The organism is Fulvivirga sedimenti (genome assembly GCF_020328055.1).
In genome coordinates this window covers 160,883-187,238 of the sequence record NZ_JAIXNE010000003.1, presented here as the reverse complement: position 1 = coordinate 187,238, position 26,356 = coordinate 160,883, and the positions used below count along the sequence as shown (strand labels likewise).

23 protein-coding genes are annotated in these 26,356 nt (G+C 41.9%); 11 read left to right on the top strand and 12 right to left on the bottom strand.

All coding sequences use genetic code 11. From position 1 onward, the window contains the following. Window positions 1-18: 18 nt before the first annotated feature. Window positions 19-579: a helix-turn-helix domain-containing protein gene (locus LDX50_RS13190; protein ID WP_225697765.1), complete on the bottom strand. Its 561-nt coding sequence runs from the start codon at window positions 577-579 to the stop codon at window positions 19-21. Between the two features lie 157 nt (window positions 580-736). On the opposite strand from LDX50_RS13190, the gene LDX50_RS13185 reads away from it, so the two are divergent. The 3 genes from LDX50_RS13185 to LDX50_RS13175 all read left to right on the top strand — a co-directional run bounded on the left by LDX50_RS13185 (window position 737) and on the right by LDX50_RS13175 (window position 1,665). Next, window positions 737-967, top strand: coding sequence for a hypothetical protein (locus LDX50_RS13185; RefSeq protein ID WP_225697764.1), 231 nt, complete (start codon window positions 737-739; stop codon window positions 965-967). Window positions 968-1,255: 288 nt separating this feature from the next. After that, a complete protein-coding gene (locus tag LDX50_RS13180) occupies window positions 1,256-1,480 on the top strand; it encodes a hypothetical protein (RefSeq protein WP_225697763.1) in 225 nt (74 codons plus the stop codon). Next, window positions 1,480-1,665 carry a hypothetical protein gene (locus tag LDX50_RS13175; protein ID WP_225697762.1) on the top strand — a complete coding sequence of 62 codons (186 nt, stop codon included), beginning with the start codon at window positions 1,480-1,482 and terminating at the stop codon, window positions 1,663-1,665. The genes LDX50_RS13180 and LDX50_RS13175 overlap by 1 nt, the downstream gene beginning before the upstream one ends. A 141-nt stretch (window positions 1,666-1,806) precedes the next feature. Here LDX50_RS13175 and LDX50_RS13170 read toward each other — a convergent pair whose 3' ends face one another. From LDX50_RS13170 to LDX50_RS13155, 4 genes are all read right to left on the bottom strand, one after another. Beyond that, on the bottom strand, window positions 1,807-2,004 hold the full coding sequence (locus LDX50_RS13170; RefSeq protein WP_225697761.1) for a hypothetical protein: 198 nt from the start codon (window positions 2,002-2,004) through the stop codon (window positions 1,807-1,809). Beyond that, complete coding sequence (locus LDX50_RS13165; protein ID WP_225697760.1) at window positions 2,005-3,141, bottom strand: alpha-hydroxy acid oxidase; 1,137 nt, start codon at window positions 3,139-3,141, stop codon at window positions 2,005-2,007. It abuts the gene before it with no gap. Window positions 3,142-3,187: 46 nt separating this feature from the next. After that, window positions 3,188-4,006 (bottom strand): DUF6090 family protein, encoded by an 819-nt coding sequence (locus LDX50_RS13160; RefSeq protein ID WP_225697759.1) that lies wholly within the window; start codon window positions 4,004-4,006, stop codon window positions 3,188-3,190. A 181-nt stretch (window positions 4,007-4,187) separates the two neighbouring features. Beyond that, on the bottom strand, window positions 4,188-4,751 hold the full coding sequence (locus LDX50_RS13155) for a transposase (protein WP_225697758.1): 564 nt from the start codon (window positions 4,749-4,751) through the stop codon (window positions 4,188-4,190). Window positions 4,752-4,869: 118 nt separating this feature from the next. Between LDX50_RS13155 and LDX50_RS13150 the strand changes: the two genes are divergently transcribed. Then, on the top strand, window positions 4,870-5,817 hold the full coding sequence (locus LDX50_RS13150; protein ID WP_225697757.1) for a bestrophin family protein: 948 nt from the start codon (window positions 4,870-4,872) through the stop codon (window positions 5,815-5,817). Window positions 5,818-5,822: 5 nt separating this feature from the next. On the opposite strand, the gene LDX50_RS13145 is transcribed toward LDX50_RS13150, so the two are convergent. Beyond that, a complete protein-coding gene (locus tag LDX50_RS13145) occupies window positions 5,823-6,764 on the bottom strand; it encodes an alpha/beta hydrolase (protein ID WP_225697756.1) in 942 nt (313 codons plus the stop codon). 286 nt (window positions 6,765-7,050) lie between these two features. Here LDX50_RS13145 and LDX50_RS13140 point away from each other — a divergent pair, with 286 nt between their 5' ends. Continuing rightward, a complete protein-coding gene (locus tag LDX50_RS13140) occupies window positions 7,051-7,656 on the top strand; it encodes an MCP four helix bundle domain-containing protein (RefSeq protein WP_225697755.1) in 606 nt (201 codons plus the stop codon). 62 nt (window positions 7,657-7,718) lie between these two features. On the opposite strand, the gene LDX50_RS13135 is transcribed toward LDX50_RS13140, so the two are convergent. Beyond that, window positions 7,719-8,222: a hypothetical protein gene (locus LDX50_RS13135; protein WP_225697754.1), complete on the bottom strand. Its 504-nt coding sequence runs from the start codon at window positions 8,220-8,222 to the stop codon at window positions 7,719-7,721. Window positions 8,223-8,490: 268 nt separating this feature from the next. Between LDX50_RS13135 and LDX50_RS13130 the strand changes: the two genes are divergently transcribed. From LDX50_RS13130 to LDX50_RS13120, 3 genes are all read left to right on the top strand, one after another. After that, window positions 8,491-9,195, top strand: coding sequence for a carbohydrate-binding family 9-like protein (locus LDX50_RS13130; protein WP_225697753.1), 705 nt, complete (start codon window positions 8,491-8,493; stop codon window positions 9,193-9,195). Window positions 9,196-9,418: 223 nt separating this feature from the next. After that, window positions 9,419-12,070 carry a T9SS type A sorting domain-containing protein gene (locus tag LDX50_RS13125; RefSeq protein WP_225697752.1) on the top strand — a complete coding sequence of 884 codons (2,652 nt, stop codon included), beginning with the start codon at window positions 9,419-9,421 and terminating at the stop codon, window positions 12,068-12,070. A gap of 197 nt (window positions 12,071-12,267) precedes the next feature. After that, window positions 12,268-13,017 (top strand): DUF6090 family protein, encoded by a 750-nt coding sequence (locus LDX50_RS13120; RefSeq protein WP_225697751.1) that lies wholly within the window; start codon window positions 12,268-12,270, stop codon window positions 13,015-13,017. Window positions 13,018-13,153: 136 nt separating this feature from the next. On the opposite strand, the gene LDX50_RS13115 is transcribed toward LDX50_RS13120, so the two are convergent. The 4 genes from LDX50_RS13115 to LDX50_RS13100 form a co-directional block, all read right to left on the bottom strand. Continuing rightward, on the bottom strand, window positions 13,154-13,960 hold the full coding sequence (locus LDX50_RS13115) for a hypothetical protein (RefSeq protein ID WP_225697750.1): 807 nt from the start codon (window positions 13,958-13,960) through the stop codon (window positions 13,154-13,156). 203 nt (window positions 13,961-14,163) lie between these two features. After that, window positions 14,164-18,102 carry a hybrid sensor histidine kinase/response regulator transcription factor gene (locus tag LDX50_RS13110; protein WP_225697749.1) on the bottom strand — a complete coding sequence of 1,313 codons (3,939 nt, stop codon included), beginning with the start codon at window positions 18,100-18,102 and terminating at the stop codon, window positions 14,164-14,166. Window positions 18,103-18,571: 469 nt separating this feature from the next. After that, window positions 18,572-19,075 carry a hypothetical protein gene (locus LDX50_RS13105; RefSeq protein WP_225697748.1) on the bottom strand — a complete coding sequence of 168 codons (504 nt, stop codon included), beginning with the start codon at window positions 19,073-19,075 and terminating at the stop codon, window positions 18,572-18,574. Between the two features lie 108 nt (window positions 19,076-19,183). Continuing rightward, a complete protein-coding gene (locus tag LDX50_RS13100) occupies window positions 19,184-20,413 on the bottom strand; it encodes a serine hydrolase domain-containing protein (protein WP_225697747.1) in 1,230 nt (409 codons plus the stop codon). Between the two features lie 1,576 nt (window positions 20,414-21,989). Here LDX50_RS13100 and LDX50_RS13095 point away from each other — a divergent pair. Continuing rightward, on the top strand, window positions 21,990-22,376 hold the full coding sequence (locus tag LDX50_RS13095; RefSeq protein WP_225697746.1) for a hypothetical protein: 387 nt from the start codon (window positions 21,990-21,992) through the stop codon (window positions 22,374-22,376). 164 nt (window positions 22,377-22,540) lie between these two features. Here the strand turns inward: LDX50_RS13095 and mnmE are convergent, their stop codons facing one another. Beyond that, window positions 22,541-23,902, bottom strand: coding sequence for a tRNA uridine-5-carboxymethylaminomethyl(34) synthesis GTPase MnmE (mnmE, locus tag LDX50_RS13090; RefSeq protein ID WP_225697745.1), 1,362 nt, complete (start codon window positions 23,900-23,902; stop codon window positions 22,541-22,543). Window positions 23,903-24,029: 127 nt separating this feature from the next. On the opposite strand from mnmE, the gene LDX50_RS13085 reads away from it, so the two are divergent. Both LDX50_RS13085 and LDX50_RS13080 read left to right on the top strand, forming a co-directional pair. After that, on the top strand, window positions 24,030-24,758 hold the full coding sequence (locus LDX50_RS13085; RefSeq protein WP_225697744.1) for a hypothetical protein: 729 nt from the start codon (window positions 24,030-24,032) through the stop codon (window positions 24,756-24,758). 116 nt (window positions 24,759-24,874) lie between these two features. Further along, window positions 24,875-26,029 carry a Gfo/Idh/MocA family protein gene (locus tag LDX50_RS13080; RefSeq protein WP_225697743.1) on the top strand — a complete coding sequence of 385 codons (1,155 nt, stop codon included), beginning with the start codon at window positions 24,875-24,877 and terminating at the stop codon, window positions 26,027-26,029. The last annotated feature ends 327 nt before the right edge of the window (window positions 26,030-26,356 follow it).

Below are 26,356 nucleotides of genomic sequence, written 5' to 3'. Positions count from 1 at the left end.
CCTGGCCTGGCCACTGTATTAAATATCTTCCAGATTCCGCTTTCGCTTATCCCTGAGCTGTTTGTAGAACGTAGGGGTGAGTCCGGTAATCTTTTTGAATTGATTTGACAGATGGCCTACACTGCTGTAGTGGAGCATATTTGCAATCTCGGATAGGGTCAGTTCGTCATAAATCAACAGTTCTTTTACCCTTTCAATTTTATGTATGATAATATATTGCTGAATGGTAACGCCCTTTACTTCCGAAAAAATATTGGACAGATAGGTGTAGTCATAGTCTAATTTTTCAGCGATATAGTCGGAATAATTTACTTTCGGAAGTTCATCAGAATGATGGATCATTTCGATGATTACATTTTTGATTCGCTCAATCAGAATACTTTTCTTGTCATCCAGCAATTCAAGCCCCGACTTAAGAAGATTTGCTTTCAGAAGGGCCCGTTGTTCGGCCGTGATTTCCTCCAGTAATTCAACCACACCTAAATCTACGATCACATAATGAAGGCCGAGTTTTTTCAATTCCTCTTTTACCATCATTTTGCATCGCAAACTCACCATATACTTAACATACAACCTCATACTTCCTCTTTGCAGTCATGAATACCCAATTTAGCGTTTATTTCGCCAAAACGTGTGATAGATGTAACAATGAATTGGTGCTATGTAAGGCTTTATGTAGTTGTTAATCGCACCTTTGAGTTGTTGTAAAAATACTTTTACAATTAAAAATAAGATCATGGAACATTCTAAAGATCAAAAACCCGCTGCAGCCTTCAAAATGACAGGTGATTGGAAAGAACAATCTAAACAGTTGAAAGCAAAGTACTCACAATTAACAGATGAGGATTTGAAGTATGAAGCAGGTAAAGAAAATGACCTTTTTAAACGAGTGGAAAAACGACTCAATAAAAATCATGATGAGGTTGTAAACATCATCAGAAAAGTGCAGCCTGCACAGGCTTTATAAAAAGTCCGGTCAGCCAACACGAAGGGGGGGCAATCCCCCTTTTTATTTATTGATATTCAGGCCCATAATCAATGTCGAAACATAAACCAGGAAATCATGTCAAAGGAAAGAGAAGGCAAGGCGAAATCTGATAAGACGGCCCCTGCCAAAAACTTAAAGGAGAAGCGCGCTGCCAAGGAAGCGAAGCGTAAGAAGAAGCGAAGTGAAGATTAGATGATCAATTCCTCAATCGGGGAATTTATGATTGGTGGTCTTTAGGATAGTTATTGTACGAAGCAGAATAACATTATGAGCAAACGATTTTTCCAAAACAACTACATTGCCGGGGATGTGGTGTATGCCAAAACTGATCCCGGGAGAAAACTTGTTATCAGGCGGTATATTGACCAGGTATATTACTGTAACGTGGAAGATAACCGCGAAGGAAGGGAACTTGTCTATTTTGAGCGGGAACTGGTGGAAGACAGGAAATTAGCCGCAGAAAATAAAAAAGCCAGAATGGCAACAAAGTAATGGAAATTTTAAGAAGTTGGCGGGAACAAAAGGTCATGCTGAAGCGGAGGTTTTCCGTTTTATCAGATGAGGATTTTGAGTTTAAAGAAGGTCACCGTGACTGCATGCTGGAAAGGCTTTCGGTAAAGCTGGAGAAGACGCGGGCTGAACTTCAGTTAATTTTTGCAGAGCTGCAGACATATTAAAGAATCAGAACATAATTTAGGCTCCAGCGATCAGTCTTAAATACGTCGAGGAAAATGCCGGTTAGCATTTTTATTTTTTTGATATAAATTACGGTAAGCAAAGCAGGAGAGAATAACGGTAACAAATGCAACCAGTGCCATTTAGTGACCCCCATCTTTGACCATCAAATGCCCGGTTAGTGCCAGTAGTGTATTAAAGAAAAATTCTGCATACGCCGATTCGGTGAGCGGTCTCGATTTTTTCAGCCAGATCGCCAGCAGTCCTAGTCCCTTTGCCAGTGCCAGCGGGTACATGATATATGTAGGGAAACCCATACATGTATAAAACCAAAGGTGCATTCAGCTCCTCAATACATAGTTACTGGTTATATCGCTGACAGATGGAGTTCCGGCAAGCTGCATATCCCGAATCAATTCCGTCTTCAGAATTTCAAGGGCCAGTTCAACGCCCTGTTGTCCAAGTGCACCCAGTCCCCAGCAAAAAGGACGGCCGATACATACAGCCGATGCACCGAGGGCCAGTGCTTTAAAAATATCTGTTCCTCTCCGTATACCTCCGTCAATTAAAACGGGGAATGCTCCGTTCACTTCCTCTGCGACTTCCGGCAGACAATCGATGGTTGCCCGGTTGCTTTCCAGTTGTCTGCCCCCATGATTTGATACCACAATACCGTCGACGTTGTGTTGTACAGCCAGGCGGGCATCCTCCCTGGTAACAATCCCTTTGAGCACTATTTTCATATCACAGTTTTCCCGAAGCCAGCCGATCATTTCCCAGGTCATTCCGGGATCATTTATCCCCATACCTTCAGGTAAAATATCCCTGAAATTGCCCATTTCAATTTCTCCCGATTCGATCATTTTTGCGAGATTTGTTCCGTGGTTTTCCCTGTTTCCAAGAACAGGCGTATCAACCGTTAGGAAGCATACCTTGCAGCCAGCAGCCATAGCCCGGTCCAGCAACTTTTTAGTAATGGCACGATCTGAAGTTGGATAAAGCTGAAACCATAAATCCGCGCCTGATTCTTTTGCTATTTCGTTTACCGAGAAATTGGATACGGAAGAGACAATCATTTGATGATTTCTGTTTACAGCTGCTTTTGCGCTGGCAATTTCTCCATCGGGATGAAATACTTTCTGAAATCCTACCGGACAAAGGATGATGGGATTATCCAGTTCCTTGCCAAAAAGCTCGATTTTGGTGGAAATATTGCGGACATCGACTAATCTCCTGGGACGGATTTGGATGTTTCCGTATGCCTCGTGATTTGCCCGTACCGTCTTCAGGTCGTCGGCACCGCCATTCAGGTAGGACAAAGCATCTTCTCCCATAGCTTCGCCGGAAAGCTTTTCAAGGTCAAATATATTCTTCAGAAGGGCCAGATCTGCCTCCTGTATTTCCTCGAGTAACACGGGTCTGTCCTTGATATCACATCCGACATACGGTAATGCCAGCGCGAGAGAAGATAAACCCATCCACCGGATGAACTGTCTACGTTGGCTAATAATTGATTTGTTCGGATTATTCATTATCTGTTTTCAGGGGTTCGGGTTTCGTATTCATTTCTTTTTCAATCAGTGAAATAATTTCTACAATTCGTTTTCGCAGGGCGTAGGACTGTAAATTGGCAATCTCATTCAATAATTTGCCCCGGGCAACCAGATTTTCAAAAACGGGTATATCAAGAATTGCAAAAAGATTGTCGGCATGTTGAGATGGTGTGGCTTTGATACCCAGACTATCATTCCTGTCCAGTAAAAAGGCCGAAATAGAATTATTATTCCACCTGTAAATATCGATATTCCGGACATTGAAATTTAAAATGACAAACTGCATAAAATGATCATCCCTGAAACGAAGCCAGTTTTGTTCTTCTTCAGTGAGCTGTATGATTTCACTGGTCCATAGGGACAGTCTTTCTTTTAATTCCTGGTTTTGGAGAAGCTGTAATTTTCCCGAACCGATCAGATCATTGATGATCGGATCAAATGTAGGAGCAATGCCGAGTGTGGATACATGCGAGTATATGCTGTCGGTTGATCTTAATTCCGGGTGATCAATATAATCATACAGGCGTAACGAGGAATGTATGATGGATTTTCTGATACCAATTTTTTCGTCCAGCTGATCCAGGTTACTCATAAACTCCTGATGAAGTTGATTCAGTATTATTTGCTCCTGCTGACGATCCTTTCTTTGCTGATTCCACGAATTGATCTGAAGGGCGATGAGGATTCCGATCACAACCAAAACGATCTCACCTGAGGCATACAAAATATAGCGGGTAAATGAATTTTGCGTGAGAAGTTTGCGTCTGATTTTACGAAAGAGTGTGATCATAAAGATAGTAGGAAGGTGCTGATGATTCGCTTATTCAGGCTGTTGTTGGAAATGAATATTTAATTTGGAATGAATACAGTTGATAAGATACTATGTTCATGGAATAAATAGTTATTTGGGAGATTATTATTTTCTGAAATAGTATCGCGACAAATGAGCCGGAGTCATTTGATAAATCTGATTATCCTAAATTTTTCATCCAGTTGACGGGATTGTTCCTAATGTACCTTGAAATATTTCGGTAAGCCATTTCGTCCCGGATTATACGGTCATAATACCTGGATTGCCACATGAAATCCGGGTGAATTTTCCTGGCATTTTTTGTCACCCCGATTTTGTAACCCCGGATGATTGATGCCAGGTTTTTGGATTGTGGGCCGAAAATATTATTGGATTGTAATAATGGTTTTTTCGGCATGGCGACTAGAGGCGCAAGATCTTGCGCCTCCGCAGGATTGCCAATGTCCACAGGCCTGTCAATAATTATTATCCCATGCACATGATCCGGCATGATGACATGATTGCCCAATTTGACAAAAGGAAAATGATCCGGTATCGATAGCCAGCATTGGTCTGCCAATTTTCCGATTTCAGATAATTTCATCTTGCCATCCCGGACATTTCCAAACCAGTGAAACCTGTTTTTTGTGCATATGGTTACAAAATATGCCCCATTCCAGCCATAGTCCCAGTTTGATAAGCGGATTGTATCGATACGATATTTTCCTCTGAATAGACGAACCATAAACCTTAAGATTAAGCTTTGTGACGGTCACCGAATGTCCATATTCATTGTAAAATGTCTTTTTTTCTATTACTTAGTCTAATCAACAATAGTTTCCATTGTACTTAACCTTCAACCAATGATTACACACAATAAGATTAACTGGCCTTTCATTTTTAAATTCAGCTGGAAGAATATATTGTTCAGCCTGAGTGTAACTGTACTGGCCACCGTTCTTCATTTTAATTATGGTGTTAATTCATGGCAGATTCCAATGGCGATTATTGCTACGCTGGGTACGGCGCTGGCGATAATTCTGGGGTTCCGCAATGGTTCGGCATACGATCGCTGGTGGGAAGCACGGAAGATCTGGGGCGGAATGGTAAATGACAGTCGGTCCTATGCCCGACAGGTATTGTCAATGATTAATCTGGACAATGCCAATGATCCTGAAACCATTAAGTTGAAAGAGATTCAACGAGATATCGTCAATACTCACATAGGTTTCATCAATGCGCTCAAACTGCAGTTAAGAGGCATTGCTGATCAAGACATGTGGAATGATAAAGTTTACAGTACTCTGAATGAGCATACGCTGGCACAGGTCAGGGACAAATCGAATAAGGCAACGCAGCTGCTCATCCAGCAGGGAAAAAAACTGGAAGACTGTCAGCGTGCCGGACTCATCGATGACTTCCGTCATATGCAACTTGATAACACCCTTACGCGGTTTTCAGATTACCAGGGTAAATCGGAACGTATAAAAGGGACGCCTTTTCCGAAGGCTTACGAACTATTTAACAGTATCCTGCTTGACTTATTTATCCTGTTTCTTCCCTTTGCACTGTTGCCCATTTTCGATCAAATGAATGGTTGGTGGCTGGTCTTTCCTATTACGGTAATGATTTCATGGGCGTTTTACTCGATACACCGGTTGGGAATTCTAATTGCCAATCCGTTTGAAAACTTCAGATGGGACGTACCCCTGGATGCTATTTGCAATACAATCGAAATAGATATGCTTGAAGCTGTAGAATCCGATGTAATTCCGGAAAAACTGAAACCTGTTGATGGGGTGTTGATGTGAGGAAATTAATGATCTGTGCTGGCAGTCAGAAATTTGTTTACATCCAGCCAGTGGATGAATGCTTCAAACCAGCGATTACTGGTGCGATCCGGATTGCCGAGACCAAAACCGTGGCCGCCATTCTGATATAAATGGAACTCAACAGGTATGCCTGCCTTATACCAGGAATCAATCACTCCAAACTGACCTCGGAAAAGAAAATCATCCGTGGCGATCACGTTGAACATCGGCGGGGCGTCTTCAGGCACATCAACAGGTCCCATTCCACCATAGATAGGACCAATAAAAGCCAGCTTCATGGTCTTTGAATACAAGGTAGAATGCATGGTGAGGCCTGCACCGGCCGAGAAACCAATCATCCCGATTCTGTCGGTATCCACACCCCATTCTTCAGCACGGTCGACGATGATGGCATAGGCAGCTTCGGCATCTTCAAGCTGGTTGGAAAGATCCACTTGTGGCGGTCGGGAGGGAGGCGTATCGGATGAGTTATCTGAAGGTGCTGGTCTCGGACGGTTCATCCAGTCGGAAAAGTCCTCGAGTTTCTCCGCGGTAGGAAAGAGGCGGTATTTCAGGACAAAGGCAGCAATTCCCTGCTTTGCCAGCGCCTCTGCTACTTCCCATCCTTCGTTGCCCATGGATAGCCATCGGAAACCTCCGCCGGGAGCTACAATCACGGCTGCGCCTGTTGCTTTTTCCGGGTCTGGAAGGAAAGGAGTGAGGGTGGCAATTGAAATATTCCGAGCCATCGGATCTCCCCACTGCCGGAACCAGGTTTCGGGAGAAGTCTGGTCCTCCACGCCGCCAGTATTTAAAAGAATTGCATTTGGTTCATCAGGAGCTTCCAGGGGATAAATGGTTCCGTCCTGGGCGTTGATGGTCGAAGTGATACAGATTAAATACACTGCTATGGATAGCCAGTGAATTCGGGATTGAAAACCTTTCATTTGTATGCAGGTTTATGATTTATATGATGAGAAAGAATCAATTTAGTATAAATTCCATAAAATGACTTCAATCAAATGGAAGGGAATTAATTCTGAAAACCAAACAATGAATCAACAAACAAGCAGTTACAGCCTGAATACGGCAGACTTATGTGATTTAGAAAATTAGTTTATATTAGTAAAGGGCATATTCTTTGCTGTAGAACTATCAGGTTGTTATATCGTTAAGGCCATTGCCGGAAGACCGGTTTGAGCCTTTTGAACAGGAATTAAATGTTATGCATATATGAAATGGAATAATAAGTTCTTCCGGAAATTAAAATTACTTGCTGCGCTGATGCTGGTGTTTTTGTTGGTTCTGGCGACCAATATGATGGATAATCATCATTTTGAGGTTGTTAAGAAAACGCTTAAAACAGTTTATGAAGACCGGCTGGTAGCAAAAAATTATATTTTCCGAATGTCGGCACAACTCAAGCATAAGGAGCTGGCCATTATGACTGGGGATGAGGAACATATTCCTGAGGTTTTAACTACGGCCAATGATTCTTTACAGATTCTTATGGATCTGTATTCCGGCACAAAGCTCACTTCCAGGGAGGCCGGACTACTGCGAGATGTCCGTGATAAATTAGCCACGCTGGAAAAGGTTGAAAACCAGTGGGAAGCTATGGATGACAGTCTTCGGAATGATGTGACAAAACAGTACCAGGAAATTGAGAGCCTCCTTGCCAAACTATCAGAAATCCAGTTAACGGAAGGGAAGCGGCAGATTGAGTATTCAAACCGGGCAATTGCCAACAGTGATCTCATTTCGAAAATTGAGATCGGGGTATTGATTGCCATCGGCCTGATTGTGCAGATTCTGATTATCTATAAAGTGAACGGTTGAAAACCTACCTGCATTAACTATGTATTGATAAAAGTGGCTCTTTCTTTTAAATTATTTTATTGTCATTCTTCAGTGAAACTTTGACCAGTTAAATCCTTAATAGTGGGGTAGATCTTTGCCGGTTTATCACTATTTTCAAGAAACTCCCTGAACTCCCGGGCAAAAGCCACCCTCCTGTGTTTCCACCATTCCTGGGTTCCCTTATGATGAAAATAGCCGATCATCGTATTGCGATGACTTGACCAGAGCCGTTTGTCCAATACAGAAAGCTCGTGTTGATAATACATGTTTTCCCAATGCCTGAAGAGTTGTATGAACATGAAGTTGGAAGTTCTTTTTTCATTTTCTTCCAGTTCATCCCAGCCATTGCATGCCCTTTCCATCAATTCACCCAACTCGCTGTTTTCGATCATTTGTCTCAAATACTCCATGTTGGTCCTGTTTAATGAATCAGAGTAATTGGCTTTAACAGCAGTAGTATTTTTCTTTATCTGGTAGGCAAGAAAAAATACGGATAAGATGACTCCCAAACTTGCGACGGAATTTATGATAAGTTCGTAATCCATGTAAATCAATGTTTTAGGCTCATTACAACCTATATTGATAGCAAACAGCCGGTTATATTTAATTCTTAATCAATATAATATATTTGATTTAAGGAATTTGCCTTTGCTATTATGATTCACCTACAGGACCAGGCGGTTAAATCAACTTGTTTTTGTTCCCCGCGGTTGACGTTTCGCACAGTGAGAATAAGAGCTGCGGTCATACATCTTTAGTGTCAGACTCCATATCAGCCGAAAAAAGCTCGGTCCGAATGCTTATATTCGATTAATGAAAATTTTATGTACGCTCACTTTAATCCTTTTTTCAATCGTGGCAACATCACAGGAAAATCCAATGACCATTCATCGAACTTCTGATTTTGAAATAACCGGCCATGGTTCAGCCGGAGAATGGGGAAAAGCAGACTGGTTTGAGATACCTCAGCGAACCGGTAACGGAGAAAAGATGCGTACTCAGGCTAAGGTGCTTTATTCGGATCAAGGAATGTATTTCCTGGTTGAATGCGAGGACCGCAAACTCACATCATCACTCACTGAAGACAATACTGATCTGTACAATGAAGATGTTGTAGAGGTATTTCTCTGGACAGATGAAGAACATCCCTTATATTTTGAATATGAGATATCCCCGCTGAATTATGAGCTTGTTCTTATTATTCCAAATTTTGACGGCGACTTTCTGGGGTGGATTCCCTGGCATTATGAAGGAGGACGTCGGATCAAACATCAGACAAGCGTAAAAGGAGGGGAGAAGAAAAGTATGGCTTCGGTGGAATCGTGGACGGCAGAGTTCTTCATTCCTTATGAATTACTTAAGCCACTGAGAAACGTGCCTCCCTCCAGCGGTATGGAATGGCGAATGAATATTTACAGGATGGATTATGATTCCGGCATGCGCGACCGTTGGGAATGGAAACCCATCGTAAAGAATTTTCATGAATACAAGTTATTCGGAAGAGTCAGGTTTGAATAGAGGGTTTCTTTCAGCCGTTTAAGCGTGACGCCGCAGTCGTTTTGGTCACCTCTCCGTACAATCACCACATAAAAACAACCTCCTGCAAAGCAACTATGGGGATCACACTTTTCCTCCAGGTATGACAATCGTCATTGCCTTTCAATTCATGCTTTTGTAAATTTTTTCAAGGCAGTTATACGGATAATGCTGAATAAAAAATTCGTAAAAAATATGCGTACATATGAAAACCATTACTACCCTCTTTCTTATCTTCTTCATGGGGATTTATGGTGTTCAAAGCCAGTCCATATGCAGTGAAGATATTAAAATTCAGAACCAGGAAGACCTGGACAATTTTAATTGTGCTATTGTTGACGGGAACTTAACCCTGATCATAACGGAGGAGTTGAATTTAGAACCCCTCTCAATTCTTACCGAAGTCCATAAAACCCTGTATATCGAGTTTTCTCCTGAAATATCCCCTGACCTGAGCGGATTAAGAAACCTCAAACAAGCCCGGGAGTTAAAGATTTCCTCCCGCGGCGGATCCAGCGGTGATACCCGAATTGAGATTGGTTCATTACAGAAGCTGGACAGCCTTTTAAGCCTCTCTGTAAACGAGGTGACACTGGTTAATTCATTTCCTGCCCTGAAGTATTTGCGCCATCTGTCCATGTATGCTTCTTATTTTCAGGATATCACATGGCTGAATAATATTGACACCATTCAGACGCTGGTTCTTAACAGTACGATCGCCGCTGATCACAATGAAGCGTTTCTCTCGAGGATTCCGGAAGGAGGGGAGTTAACGCTGAACTACTCCGCATTTTCTAAACTGGATGGACTGAAAGGAATTCATCATCTAAAAAGGCTGGATTTGACCGGGGCATATGGTCTCAGCCTGGACGGTCTGTCTGAGCTGGATTCGGCAGATTATTTCATTGTTTCGAATGTGCGGACATCAGAAGGGTGTTGTGGCCTTTCGCATTACCTTCGGGGAGATCCCCAACCTCTTGAGTTTGTTTTTTCCAACAATTCCTGTAGCCTGGAAGATATTCTGTCAGGGTGTTATACATGTTCGGGTGATATTGTACTGAAGAGCCAGGAATACATCGATAATTTCACTTGTAAAACGGTTGAAGGTAATCTCACTTTGAGGACGATGGGAGAAGAGGTAGATACCTCGCCGCTGCTGGTCCTGGATTCCATAAAAGGGGACCTCATAATTGATGTTGATCAGGCGGATCATTCCGGGTTTTCTAACCTTGCCTTCATTGGGAACAGACTCTACATTAATAATGGAATTAATCCGGATATAAAAATTTTTGACTTTTCGTCGCTTGCCAGCCTGAATCATGTGAGGCAAATCTGTCTTGATAGTATATTTCAGAAAGGTAAGCTTGTGGAATTAACCCATAAGGTTGAGTCAGTACATTTAAATGGAATCTGGGGTGATAAAACCACCGACTGGATGCCATTAGTACCCTCAGTTGATACAATTGCCATTTACAACACCCCTTATTTTGGTAATGATTATATTTTGAAATATTTAAGTGATGATGGACATTTCTTTGCTTATAATGTCGGGGATCAATTTGCTTATTTTAACTCATTTGATGGATTTAAAGGCAGAACTAAAATTGGGGGGATTCATTTGCAAACAGCGTTTGTAAACACATTTAGAGGACTTGAATCGCTGATGGAGATTGATGAACTTGAATTAATTGCAGTGGAGTCTGAAGATTACTCGGCGTTATGTAATCTGCTGTCCAAAGGTGAGATAACCGGAAATTTGATCTTTGAATCAAATGCCATTGAATTGAATGATCTGATGCATTTGTGCGATTTTCCATGTGAAGGGGATTACTATGTCTACACCCAGGATGATGTGGATAAATTTGCGTGTAAGACGTTAGGTGGCAGCCTGTATTTAAGAAGTAATGAAGCTATTGAAACAACACCTTTCCTTCAACTCGATTCCATTATAGGAAGTCTTGTTTTCTATGGTTATAGAAGCTATGATCAGATGGAATTCCCCGGATTTCAAAATTTGAAATTCATAGGGGAATCATTAAATATTACAGGCACCTTTATTGATCTGGGCTCATTTTCAAATCTCTCCTCGTTAGGCAGAATTGACTTCAAATGGGCTAAGACCAAAGGTCAAATAGTATCGTTGATGGATACTATTGATTATGTTTTCATCGAAGATAATCTATCTATTGATAAGGATGAGTTGCATTTGAGCAATTCAAACTGGCTGCCGAACGTTCCTTGCATTGATACACTTCGTCTATATTGGGTATTTGATTCTACACTGTATACGGGAATTATTCCAAAATTGGGAGAAAATAGTTTTCTGCATGTGGAATACAATGGCCCGAAAGACATCCTTGTGGGTTTGAAAGGAAAATCGAAGGTGGGAGGATTGCGTCTTAATAATTTATATCTGGAATCTTTTGACGACCTGGAGGATCTGGAATCTGTAGGCTCATTGGATATCCAGGGAGTAAATGTTATCCGAGACTGTTGCGGATTGTACAACCTGTTGAAAAATGGATCAATCACAGGTGAATTTGTGTTTAAAAATAATTCCTGTACCATTGAAGAAATCCTGGCCGGCTGTGCCCCGGAAGAAGTTAGCTCGATGAGCATATATCCCAATCCGTCCAATTCGGGTAAAGTGACTGTTGACTGGAAACAGGATCCATCTCATAAGACCCATATCCAGGTGTTGGATAATTCAGGGAAGATGGTTTATGAGTCTTGGCTTGATCCGGGTAACGGCCTCGGCAATGTACAACTTGATATTTCCCAATACCCCAGCGGGGTTTACCTGGTCAGGATCATTACCGGGGATAAAGTGGAACTGAAGAGGTTGGTGAAGCCGTGAAATAATAACCACTTGACGGTATAGTTGTCAACGTCTGACGGAGATCTTTGACATTTGCGTATGGCAATGAGCCAATTCAATTTCCTGCCTTACCCCCTGAAGCAGAAGGCAGTGCAATGGACTGTGAAAGTTAGGTGGATTTAATATATTTAGGCAAGTTTGAAGAGGGTCATCTTCATTATCACCATCCGCATTCTATGATAACATTCTTTAGAAAAATAAGGCGAACGCTTCTTTCAAAAGGTAGAATAGGGTACCTGAAATATGCATTCGGTGAAATTGTACTGGTAGTTATTGGTATTTTGATTGCCTTGGCAATCAATGACTGGAATGAACACAGAAAGGGAATTGATAGAAAGAATGCACTTCTAACATCGATCCAACGCGAATTCACTCAGAATCTGCAACAACTGGATACCGTTCTGAGATATGATGACCTGGTCGTCAGGAGTTCATATGAGTTTCTGAAAATTAGTCATACCGACTCAATTTTAAATGATGCTGATTACATAAGGAATTTACTGCAAAATACCAGCTGGACGTGGACTTTTGACCCGCAAAATGGGGCGCTGCAGTCCGGAATTTCGTCTGGCGAAATCAACCTCATCATTAACGAAGACCTGACGAACATGCTTTTTAGCTGGAAAGACCTGGTGGCGGATGCCCGCGAGGATGAGTTAAGATCGTTAGATACGAGGTTGGCTGCAAAGCCGGTGATTGAGAAATACGTTAGAAATGTTGATTACAGAAGCACAGACCGAACGGAGATGGGGAAAAGCAAATTTTCTTCGGACTACAGAGGGTTAGTTCAGGACCCTTTGTTCGAAGATTATATTTCAGATCGTTATTCCAGAATGACGGATGCCGTTAACGAATTGAAGAGCGTCAGGGAATTGAATTTGAAAATAATTCAATTAGCGGAAGAGGAGCTGAGTGAAAGTAAATGATGAGCACGCTGTGAATTTCTTTGGGAATGCATAATGTTCAATTTTCTTTTCCATCAATAAAAAATGGAGACGCAAGATTTTGCGTCTCCAAAACGTGGTTGATCCGGTTTCCCGGGAAGGTTAGGGAATTGGTAATTTACTCTTCAAAAATAAAAGCAATGCCATCCGCATAGGCTGTTGGATATGAATTGATGAAAGTCATATCAGGATATTCTGCCCACTCAAATTCCAGCCAGGGATAGGCTTTATCGCTTAGTGTATTTATGAATCTCATATTTAAGTCATAGTTACTTTCTCCATCAAAGGAAAAGTGTAGCTTTTTATCGGACTTTTCCGGCGGGAAATTACCCTTGTCCATTATTTCGTTGAAATATGCAAGGCCTGGCACTGTAGTTGCAATATAATGTTGGAAAAGTGTGGTCTCTTGTTTTTCCATAAAAAGCGTCGCTAGTACCAAGCTGGCAGCACTTCCCCGTCCTATTAATGTCCTGGAATCATTGTCTGTGTAGTTTGTTTCAACGTAAGAAACAATGTCCTTGTAAATGTCATAGAACTCTTGAAAGTCATTAACCACATTCATGTTCGGGTCCAAATCTGCCACTGTAATTACGAGGACATTCAGACCACCTATCCGTTGGCATCCTTCAATTACCTTTTCAAATTCATCAGTAGCCACAGGATAGTGTTGTTCTTCATCATCTACTAGGTAAATAGAGGGGAGGTCCTTGTTTGTTTCGTATTCAGCAGGGATCCATATTTTTGCTTCCCAACGCTTACCATTGGACGTAATAAGAAAAGTTTCCACCCTATCAAAAATTATGGGGCCACAAGGCGGAGTGTCACAAATCTGTGGTGGTTCTGTCTCGACTTCATCATCGGAACACGCCAGAAAAAATCCAATGAAGGCATAAGCAAACATCTGCAATATCAATTTCGTTTTCATAATGACTACCTGTTTAATTTCACTTTGATTTTTTTTGAGAAGACAAATCAGAAAATATCCGGAACAACCGGATAACTTAAATTAACAGATACTTAAGAGACTCATTTTCACTATTTAATCAATCGATGTTGCTATTTGGTCATAGCCTTAAATAGCCTGAACATTTACATCAGGTGTTGAGACTGTTAACATGGAGCGTTTGATTATTTGCGCACTTCAGTGGGCGGAAAGCCAAATTCCTCCTTAAAAATTCGGCTAAACCAGGACAGGTTTCTGAAGCCTACTTCATATGCGATTTCGGTGATGGTCAGATCGGTTGATCTCAGCAGATTTCTTGCTTCCTGTAAACGTACGTACCGGATAAACACGGCGGTTGATTTCCCACTTAAGGCTTTTAATTTTCGATATAGCTGGGATTCGCTCAGGAACAATTCGGACGCAAGTCTGGACGCACCGAAAGTATCATCCGATAAGTTATTATGAATATAAGCGACGGCCTTTTGAATGAATCTGGTTTCCGGGTCTATTCTTCGGCCCTGGTTTTGTTGTCTGAAACCGGAATATTCAAATTTACTGATCAGTTTTTTTCGAAGTAATATCAATTGCTCTATACGCGTTAACAATTCTTCTTTGAGGAAGGGTTTCGCCAGGTAGGCATCTGCACCAAGCGAAAGCCCATTCAGACGATCTTCCGTTGTTGCCTTCGCAGTAAGCATGATAATTGGGATATGGTCGGTAAGTTCATCCTCTTTAAGCGTTTTGCACACCTCATAACCGTCCTTGCCAGGCATCATAATATCCGATATCACGATATCCGGGAGGTGTGTAGATGCCAATTCCAGGCCAGTATCTCCATTTGCAGCATATAACGTTTCATATGTACCAGACAGACATTGAATGATATAACCGGCCACATCCTTGTGGTCTTCAATAATCAGAATTAACGGACGTTCGGGATTTGAAGTGGAAATAGTATTTTCTTCCTCCAGTTCATTTTGAAAACCTGGGAAGTCCTTCAAATTCAGGTTGAGGTTTTCCTGGCTTTTAATTGGCGCATTACGGGTAATGGGTATCAATACAGTAAATACACTGCCCCTGCCTGGAGTGCTTGTCACTGAAATTTCACCGCCGAGTTTGTTTATTAACTCTTTTGTAAGCGCGAGTCCAATGCCTGTGCCCTCTGTTTTTTTTACGGTTGCTGAATCACCTTGATAAAAACGGTCGAAGATATGAGGCAGATCTTCCCTGGATATACCCACTCCGGAATCGCGTACCGATATTTTAAGAAATCCGTCATTATTACGTTGAAAATGCAGTTCAATAGTCCCATGAGGTGGCGTGAATTTTATGGCATTTGAGAGGAGATTCGAAAGTATGGCCGAAAATCTCTCGGTATCCACATCCATCAGGAGTTCATCTATTTCAGAAAACACATTGAGCTGAATATTCTTTTTGTTGGCATAGGTGGAAAAACTGTCACCCAAATATTTAATTAGAAGAACAACATCGATTTGCACATAATCAGGATGTACATGTCCGCTTTCCAGTTTGCTCAGTTCCAGCATTTCATTTACGAGCATCAGTAAACTTTGACTATTTCTCCGGATCAATTCCAGTGTATTAGTAACGCCGTGTGTGGCTTTATTATTAAGTTCCTTCTCCAGGGTGTCTGTCATGCCCAGAATGACGGTTAGTGGAGTCCGGAATTCATGTGAAATGTTTGTATACAGATTATTTTTTAATTCATTGATTTGTTTCTGACGTTTACCTTCTTCGATAGCTAATTTTCTGGAAAGCAGAAATCTGTAAATGTTATAGGCGAGAAAACAGAGAATAGTTGCGTACAAGAGATATGCCCACCATCTGGACCACCACGCTTTTTTAATCACAAACTGAAGTGATGCACCTTTTTCGCTCCATACGTCATTATCGTTGGATCCAATCACGCGGAAGGTGTACGTACCCGGATCGATATTGGTATACTGAGCTACTCGCCTGGTACCGGCATCAATCCAGTCAAGATCAAAGGGTTCCAGCTTATATCTGTATTGATTCTTTGAAGGATCGCTAAAATGTAATCCAAGGTATTCGAATGTCACATCATTCTGTGAATGGGCCAGTATGATCTTCTCTGAATTGGAAGCATTTCCTATGTCAAGATCATAAGGTTTCCCAGATATCCTGAGGCCGCTAACCAATACACTCGGGGCAATCTGATTACCACTTGTCTTATCGGGAACTATTGAAAACAATACACTGCTTCCTCCAAAATAGAGTTCGCCATCACTGGCCTTATGATTAGCCTTGTCGAATCGATGACTGGGCAATCCCTTAAAAGTGAACTTGGCTGATTCAGGATCAAACCTGGATAATCCCCGGTAGGTTGAAAACCAGAATGTACCCGGTGGACCTTCCAGTATTCCAACTACTGTATTGCTGGGCAAACCATCATCCTCAGTATATTGACGAAAAATACGTTTGTCCTTGTCAAAGTGAAGTACCCCCTGGTTTTCAGTGCCCACCCAGTATCTGCCGGAAGAATCTTCATAGAAGCTTTTGACTTTGTAACCTTCCAGAAAAGGTTCGAACCTTTCATTCATGCTATTTCGCCGAAACAAGGTTCCGGCCCCTGACACATCTCCAACCCAAAGTGTCCCGTGCGAATCCTTTTCTATCATATAGATCTCAGGCCGAGACTGCCTGCCCGTCATGGGTAAATTATACCGATTGAAAATCGAATTCTTTTTATCAAAACCGAAAAGACCGTTTTTACCCATCCCGAGCCATAAATAGCCATCCTGATCTTCACAAATTCTGTAAATTGATTCACTTGTTACTTCCGATTTTTTATCCTGTTGGAACGGATGGAGCATCAATTTGCCTGTTTCAGGATCAAAACTAGCCAACCCTCCCTTATCTATCTTTGAAACTGATGTTGCAGTTTCCTCAGGGTGCTCCTCACTCAGGCCTAACCATAACATCCCATTGGAGTCCTCGAGAATATCATTGATAATGCTTTCTTTAAACTTGCTTCGTTGTAATTCATCAGAATATATTTTCTTTATTTCATCTGTTTTGATATCCAATTGCTGAAGACCATGTTTACTGGTTCCAATCAACAGATTTCCCGGCTTGGATCTGTACTCCTGGATGCATATAACATGCATATTATTGGACGTGGTATACCTTGTGATTTTTGATTTGAATGGGTCCATTTTATGAAGCCCCCCCTGAGCCAGTGTTCCCAGCCAGTATTGACCAGATTTATCTTCAAAAAAAGACCAGAGTTTATCATTTGAAACCCCGTTGGGATCTTCGGGATCGTGGACATAATAACTCACTTCATTGGTGTCAGGATTAAAATAATTTATTCCTCCTCCACAGGTACCGATCCAAAAACCACCAGCCTGGTCTTGATATAGCACGGAAATAAATGGAGGAAGTTCCCACGCTTTTTGCCCGGGAGATGGATATAACCGGCTTGAATGGGAAGGATCGTTTACCATTCTGGCAAATTCTTTTCTGCCTGGATCGTAACGATGCAATCCGTTCTGATAGGTACCAACCCATATGTTGCCATCCCGGTCCTCCATAAGAGCGCTCACCCTGTTATCCATCAAACTGTTTGGATTATCCGGCTCATGCATAAACCTCGATGAAATTCCGGATACAGGATCAAAACGAATAAGACCGCCACCATTTTCTATGGCTCCATAACCAGTTCCAATCCAAATATTGTTTTTGCTGTCTGCCAACACCACCCTGATAATTTCACCAGTTAGTGAATTCGGATCTTCTGAATCATCCAGAAACCGTGTAAAGCGATCGCGGTCACGATCATATCGAAACAGTCCGCCCTCCTGCATTCCAATCCAGAGGTTATGAGACGTATCTTCAGACATTGATGTAATAAATCCCGAAGGCGCCGGATTACCTGGTCTGGAATGATATTGGATAAAGCAATCGCAACTATGTTTATAACGACTTAATCCACGGCCTGTTCCGACCCATAAATCTCCGTAGAAGTCTACAAGAAGGGATTCGGTAGTATTATGAATTAAAGAGGTTGAATCTCCGGGAATATTGCGGTACAATTCAAATTCATAACCATTATATTTAAGGAGTCCATCCCCGGTTGTCATCCATAAGTACCCTAGATCATCTTGTACAATAGAAATAATGCTGAAATCATATGCAACATTATTGATTTCAATAGTAAATCTTTTAAAAGCATGCGCAGGTTGTTGTGAGTAGACATAAGAGGGCACGGAGACAAGAATCCAATACATAAAAAATGCATGGACGAATTTTACCGATAAATGTATCTTTTGTACCCGCATAATTGTCGCTTAATCAGGTTGGGATTACCAAGCAACCAAAATTGATACCTAGATAAGGTACAAATACTCAGAGTATTATTAGCAAAAGGATGCAAAAATTTGATTTTTAAAAAGAGCGTTCTATAACTAAAACCCATTATTAGTAGTCATTGCAAAAGAACGTCATTTCTGAATTCACTATTCTTTCCAAAGCATCAGAATTACTTAATGTTTGGAGTAATCAAATTTAGCCTAAAATGGAATCAGCCGCGATCACTTAGAAGGCCAACTGCTATTTGATGTTAAATGATGAGGTCTTAAGAACTACAGTTTGACCTGGATAATTGCTAAGGGCATCATCTTCCGCGGTGATGAAAAAGCTCGTGGGCTGGTAAGGTGTAACGGTCTTTAATGAACTGGAAAGCATTTTGGAGAATCCTTTTGTGGAAGTTTCTAACTGGCCAAGGTTTTGAACGCCGCTTTGAGTGGTTTCCATCCAAACGACATACACGGCCATCGGAGGTGATAACCTGTCAGGTTCGGCCAGTCGTTTCACATTTAAATCAATGTTGTAATTGTTGTTGTCGCCTTTCTTTACACTGACTGAGCCTTCCGCAGAGGGTACTACTGAAGAGCTTTGAAAAGCAAACTCCTGGGAGCATCCTGTAAATAAGAACACTGTTGTAATGAAAAAGAAATTATATACAAGTGTTAAATTCGTCCTGGTTTTCATGTTATTCTTTATTCGTTGTGACCTGGTAAGGTCGCCATTTCCAACATGTAAAGCCTTACACATATCCCTGTATGTTTTGTGGATTTCACAGGTGTATTCAATGAAAAAATTTGACAATGTATCACTTCCCAATTCAGTAACTAAAGTTTCGACGAAGCATCGAACTTGTCTTTAATGATGGTTGTAATTTTGATATATTATTTGGGAGAATTTATCAAAGAGCGATGTTGTTGCCGGATGATTAAAAGGTAAATATTGCGTATAGATACTTCCGGCAATCCCTGATTTTTTATCAATGAACCAATAGGTGTTAAAAATTCCGCCCCACAGTAAAGTGCCTTCTTTCCGGCCATATGCAGTCGTTTCTGTATCGATTAAGCCTGCTAAACCCCAATTTGAAGTAGGTTTAATTAACCCCTTGAAATTGCAACAAAGGCCCTGCTGGAAATAATTCTGTTCAATGTCCATAGAAATACCTTCCAGCTGTTCGGTAAATAGTTGATTAACGGTCTCTTCTTGTAGTATTCGTTCTTGTTCAAAGATTCCATTATTCAACAAACAGTATAACAACTTTGTATAGTCTTCAGGAGATGAAAACATACCGCCACCACCGCTGTAAAATTGAGTCTCATTTTCAGGAATTCTATCCGGGTACTCAGACAGCTCTTTAGTTCCATCGTCTCCCATATGACCATATGATACAATTTCATTCTTTAGAGAATCAGGGACATTGTACCAGGTTCGGTTCATACCCAATGGTCCTGTTATGTTTTCGCGAAAATATTCTTCCAAAGTACGCCCTGATATTTTTTCGACCACCTTGCCCACCCAATCGGTACTGGTTCCGTATAGAAACTGGCTCCCGGCTTCAAATCTTCTCGGTAAGTCCTCATAATTCCAGTCAGTGGCATCATGCTCTGCCAATAATGAGTCCGTAAAGAAATAGCCAAACCCTGAGGTATGGGTTAATAGACTTCTGAGTGTAATAGGCCTTTTTCCATGAATATATTCCTTTTCGGTTGTCAAAATTGGTATGGATGCCATTTCAGGTAAAAGACCGGTCAGGTCCTCATCTAATTCAAGAGAATCCTTTTCTACTAATTGAAGCGCGGCAATACTCGTAATCAGTTTTGTCATAGATGCAATTCTGAAAATGTTATTGGCTCTGATCGGGGACTCTTCATTCCATATTGCATTCCCAAACGTGTAGGTAATGCTTTCTCCTTCATTATTTACAGCAATGGCAACAAAGCCAGGCAGTTCACTCGCCTTTACTAAGGAATCCATTTGACTGACCACTAATTCCTCTGATGGAAATCGGTTTGCCTCATGCGGATTAGACTGACATGCGGATACTAAAAAAAGTATCCACAGGCAGCGGATTATATTATTGACATTCATATGAAATTAGAAAGGATTTAAACACCTGTAAAGTTGATTATTGATCAGCTCAGTACTGAATAAGCTTAATTAATGCAATACACAAATTGATAATATCCATCTGAATTTCAAAATTGCAGATCAACCTTAGAGCAAGCCTGATTCATATGCGCAAATCATTCGACATGGTCATTTAGCCTGTAGTGTCAGGTAGATTCGTTTCAATCAGTTGTAATTAAACTTCAATTTTGTTGAAAACATTGGCTGTTATCTGGCTGCTTCAATGCACTTCATTCAGACAAACTTTCGTATCTGGAAATTTTTGGGTTTTCCACAACGTATTTAATTACTATTGAATCGCCCGTTTCTGTCTTCGATGAAGAAAGGTTTTTTTCATCATATGTGCCCGTATAAGTATTATTTTCAGCTTCGAACAGATACGTGTATTTATTAGTGAAAATACCATGTCCTCTATGAATTCGCTGTGTTTTTATAACGATTGCTTTGCTTTTCGAAGTTTTCTAATAGTAAGCAGGAGTTGATCCTTGAAGAATAGATATCCAACTGATGCAATAGAAATCGAGGAAAAACAGATTATTAAAATCAATTTTTTAATGCCATATGATGTTTTCGAAATTTTATTGTAACCAGATTTCGTAGGCATAGACCTTTTTGAATTTTAAACTAATCGTTTTGTCTGATATTTAAATGAGCATCTTGCTGTTGTTGTCCTAAACGAAACACCCCCAACCCCCCTAAAAGGGGGACGTATTGTGTGTCACTTTCCGATACATAATTTACAGAACCCAGGATTTTCAAAATAGTCTACTCATCATCTTCTTCGTTATAGTATCCTTCAGCAGGAATAAGGCTTACTAAAAAACAACTGCCGAAAAACACCCATAAATCAATAATGGCGAATAGCAACCCGTACGGTATATTTGTCTGAATCCTAATAAACATTTTCTAAGTTGTGATCTTTCATTTCTAAATAGTCATCAATACAGAAACTAAAGTACGTTTTGCTTAGTAAAACCTTGCAACGCAACATAAAGGACTCATTTTTTACGAAATTTTTCAAAAAATTGCTTAATCCTGCTAAAGGGTGAGAGAGTCTGGTACCAGAGAAAATATCCGAGTATTCCGAAAAAAATCATATAAACTCCTCCGTATGCGGTGTAATCTTTCGTATACCAATTCCGACCTTGAACATACAATTGGTTGACTTCAAACAATATTCCTAAGGCAACCAGAAAAGTTGAGAAAATGAAGCAGAAATATGTAAAAGATTTGTCCATTATATAGACTTATTTCCCAATACAGAAACTAAAGTAGTTATTCCCAAACAAATGGTCAATGTGTGACTCGTTTTGTGAGTTTAATTATGGTATCGAATATCGAGCGAACATAAATGTTTTCGAAGGGATGCTAAAGATTGCTGAACAATTAAAAAATGGCTTTAATTTTCAACGAAGGATGTTTTTTGTCAAATTCTTGGCTAGCACCTGTCCCGCTGGACTTGCTCAATCACGCTGGAAGAGTTACTTTTGTGGGACATTTATAATAACAAATAAAAAATAATTGACGGGAAGATAGTATGAAATTTTTAGGTGGGTTTATTACTGGAGTAATCGTGACATTTTTAGGATTATTCCTATTATTCAAGTCATCTCAATCTGATGTAAACACTCTTAGTCCTGAAGATTCTATACCAGGACTTTTAATGTTTCCTGAAAAAGGAGAATGCTTAACTAAATCGGAACTCAAAATTTTTCAAACCATAAAGCCTAATATGGCTTTGGCAGAATTTGGTGAATTTCCAAACACGACACTTGTTTTACTGGTGAACTATAATGGAAAATCCTATTATGATAGTGAAAAAATTCAAGTTCCTCCGGAGATGTGTGCAAGGCAAATAGGCACATATCAATATGAAACCAAAATGGAAATACATAAAACTGTTCCAGTTGTTTCAATTGAATGAATTAGTTAAATATTGATAATGAGCTACAGAAAGGATCGTGACTCGGCGCTGTATGAGCCTGTAGTGAGGCTTTAGCATCAACTACAGGGGAGTTTCGGCGAGTCACTAGATTTTTTGCTTACTTTTTGATCAATGCAAAAAGTGAGGCCCAGCGGCGAGCGTCTCTATTTCCCAATACAAAACTTTGAAAAAATATTCGCCAGCAGATCATCGGTCGTAATCTCGCCGGTGATCTCACCTAGGTAGTGCAGCGACTGACGAATGTCCATCGCCAGGAAGTCGCCGGTGATGTTATTGTCCAGTCCGTTCAATACGTCCTGCAGCGCCTGCTTCGTTTTGAACAGGTTATCATAGTGCCGTACATTGGTCACAATCGTGTCGCCTGTTTTGAAATCCTCCAGGTGCACAACCTCCAGGATCCGGTCCTTCAGACCTTCCAGGTTTTCCTTTGTTCCCGCCGAGATCACGATGCTGCCCGGTATTTTTTCCAATGCAGTCCGCATTTCAGGTTTCGCAGAATCACCCTTATTTCCGATCAGTAAAAAGGGGATGCCCAGGTTCTCCAGCTTATTCAATGCACGGTGTAATTCAACTACTGTATCATCTTCTAAGTCAATGAGATATAGAATGAGTGAGGCTTTTTTCATCTGCTCTTCAGTACGCGCCACACCGATCTTCTCAATCGTATCCTCGGTATCACGCAATCCGGCTGTATCAATAAACCGGAATACCACACCGCCGATATTCAGCTCATCCTCAATGAAATCGCGCGTTGTTCCCGGAATGTTGGAGACAATCGCTTTCTCCTCGTTCAGCAGGGCATTTAACAATGTTGATTTTCCCGCATTCGGCTTACCGGCAATCACGGTGGGGATACCATTCTTGATCACATTGCCCAGTGCAAAACTGTCGATCAGCGGATTGATGGCCGACAGCAGCTGGTTGATCAGTTTCTTCAGGTCATCGCGATCGGCAAACTCCACATCTTCCTCACCGAAGTCAAGCTCCAGTTCGATCATCGATGCAAAATGGATCAGCTCCTCGCGCAGTGCTTTGATTTGATCCGAGAACCCGCCGCGCATCTGGTTCATCGCCGCCCGGTGGGATGCCTCGCTGTCGGCATTGATCAGGTCCGCCACTGCTTCCGCCTGGGCAAGGTCGAACTGTCCGTTCAGAAAAGCCCGCTGGGTGAATTCACCCGCCTTTGCCAGCCGGGCGCCCTGCTTCAGCAAGAGCTGAATGATTTGGCGAACGATATAGGGAGAGCCGTGGCATGATATTTCTACTACATTTTCCCGTGTGAAGGAACGGGGCGCAATAAAAAGCGATACCAGCACCTCATCAACGATCTTGCTCCCATCACGCAGCGTTCCGAAATGGATAGTGTGGGACTCCTGTTTGGTAAGATCCTTTCCATGAAAAACGTGGTTTGTCAGCTCAATGGCTTCCGGCCCTGATAATCGTATCACTGCAATGGCACCTATACCCGGTGAAGTCGATAATGCCACAATGGTATCCTGATTCATCCGGCAAAGTTAGCTTGAAACAGGTCAATCCACAATTATTGCGTTTGATATGCATAAACCGATAAAAATGATTCAAATGGAAGCACGAGCAATTTTAAATTCTGGATTTTATCGTACATTACTTTCCATGAAAAAATGCGTACTTATTTCACTCGCGATTTTAACGTGTATGGCGTGTGACCCGATCATTTATGCCCCCAGTTCTCAGCACGTTCCTGTTCTTAAAGGTAAAGGTGACATGGAAATCGAAGCTTCCTATGCCGACACCGGGTTTACCCAGGGCGCGGCGGTTGCAGCTGCAGGAGGCGTGGGTGAGCAGGATGGAATAGGTGCCTCATTGAATATTCTGCGGGGTATCGAAAACGATACGGAACAGAGAAGTGCATTAAACTTTTTCGAGGCTTACTATATCCGTCATGGTTTGGTTGGTGAAAACCCCAAATTCGTATGGGCCATTGCCCCGGGGATAGGTTATGCTGGAACAAGGGCGGAGGATGATCAATTAATCGAATTCAAAGCGTCTTTCATCAGACCCTTCGTGCAACCAAGCATTGGGTTTGCCAGTAGAAATTTCGAGGCAATCCTGTCGGCCCGTCTTGGCTATGTTGGTTATCTGAGTGCTAAATCAGAACCCCTGAGCCAGGATTTTATGGAGCTTTTCAAAGAAAATGGGAATCAGGTTATTTTTGAACCTGCACTTACATTGCGCGCAGGCGGAGAGTTTGTGAAGGTACATACACAACTGGTTCTTTCAACGTTCAATTTTGATTATGAGGATGTTTCACAGCTGTTCTTCTATGATAATGCATCTTTTTCACTCGGTTTGCAGTTTTACATTGCTAAGTCCAGGGAATGATTGCCCATCTCTTGAGTTTAAAATCATCAAAACTTCGAAGGATAATTTGATTTTTTATCTGCCCTGCTCATATTGTAGCCCGGAAATAAATCAAATCAAAATAACGAACTAGAACCATGAATAGAAAATTACGAATGGGTATGGTTGGCGGAGGGTCCGATGCCTTTATCGGAGCCATTCACCGGCTAGCGGCCTTTATGGATAACCAGATAGAATTGGTTTGCGGATGTTTTAGTGTGCACCCTGAAGTATCACAGGCATCAGGGAAGCTTTATTATCTTCCTGCTGATCGTGTTTATGACACATACCAGGAGATGTTTGAAAAGGAAGCTAAACTGCCTGAAGGTGACCGCATGGATTTTGTCACCATCGTAACACCCAACTTTGCCCATTACGATCCTGCGGTCATGGCACTGGATCATGGTTTTCATGTGGTTATTGACAAGCCCATCACGCTTACGCTGGAACAAGCTGTAAGTTTGAAGGAGAAACTGGATGAGACTGGTCTGCTGCTGGCACTCACACACGTCTATGCCGGTTATCCAGCCGTGAAAGAAGCAAAGGAGCGTTTCCGCAGAGGAGATTTTGGTGAAATCAGAAAGGTGATTGTTGAATATCCGCAGGGATGGCTTTCGGCCAAACTGGAGGATACCGGCAACAAGCAGGCATCCTGGCGTACCGATCCCAAGAGATCAGGAAAAGCTGGGTGCATGGGGGATATCGGAACACATGCGCATCACCTGGCTGAATACATTACCGGATTAAAAACTACCCAGATCAGTGCAGATCTCACTGCCTTCATACCAGGACGTCAGCTCGATGACGACGGTACGGCCATGCTGCGTTTCAACAATGGAGCCAAGGGCGTACTCATTGCGTCCCAGATCGCAGCCGGAGAAGAAAATGCCGTGAAGATTCGCGTGTATGGAGAAAAGGGCGGAATTGAATGGGCACAGCAGGAACCCAATACACTTTGGGTGAAGTGGACCGATAAGCCTACCGAAATGGTGCGCACTGGCCTTGGCTATATGAGTGACATTGCAAAACACAATACACGCACGCCAGGCGGACATCCGGAAGGATACCTCGAGGCGTTTGCCAATATTTATCGCAACTTCTCACTTACCCTTCGTGCACGCATGAATGGTGAAGAACCCCAGCCCGAATGGCTCGATTTTCCGGATGTGGAAGATGGTATCCGCGGTATGCAATTCATCGACAAGGTAGTGGAAGCCGGGTATGATGACAGTAAGAAGTGGGTGGACTTTTAGTAGTACGTAGTCAGCGCCGTTGGCGTCCGCCTTTTGCGGATAGTCAGTAGTCAGTAGTCAGTAGTCAGTAGTCAGTAGTCAGTAGTCAGTAGTGGCACTATTACGTTTATTACTGCCTCCCGGTTTACTTTCCGGGGCTATGGCGCAGGTAGGAACTCCGTGGAATCGCGGAGTCGGGCCGGGTGCGTGCCGGGAGGCAGGGATCTCCTCATGGAGGTAGGCCGTCCTGTGCCAAAGGCATCCCTTCGGGGTAGGGACGGCATATGGATAACGTCCCCCCTTGAGGGGGGATTAAGGGGGGTGTTCCTGTATCCTGTATCCTGTATC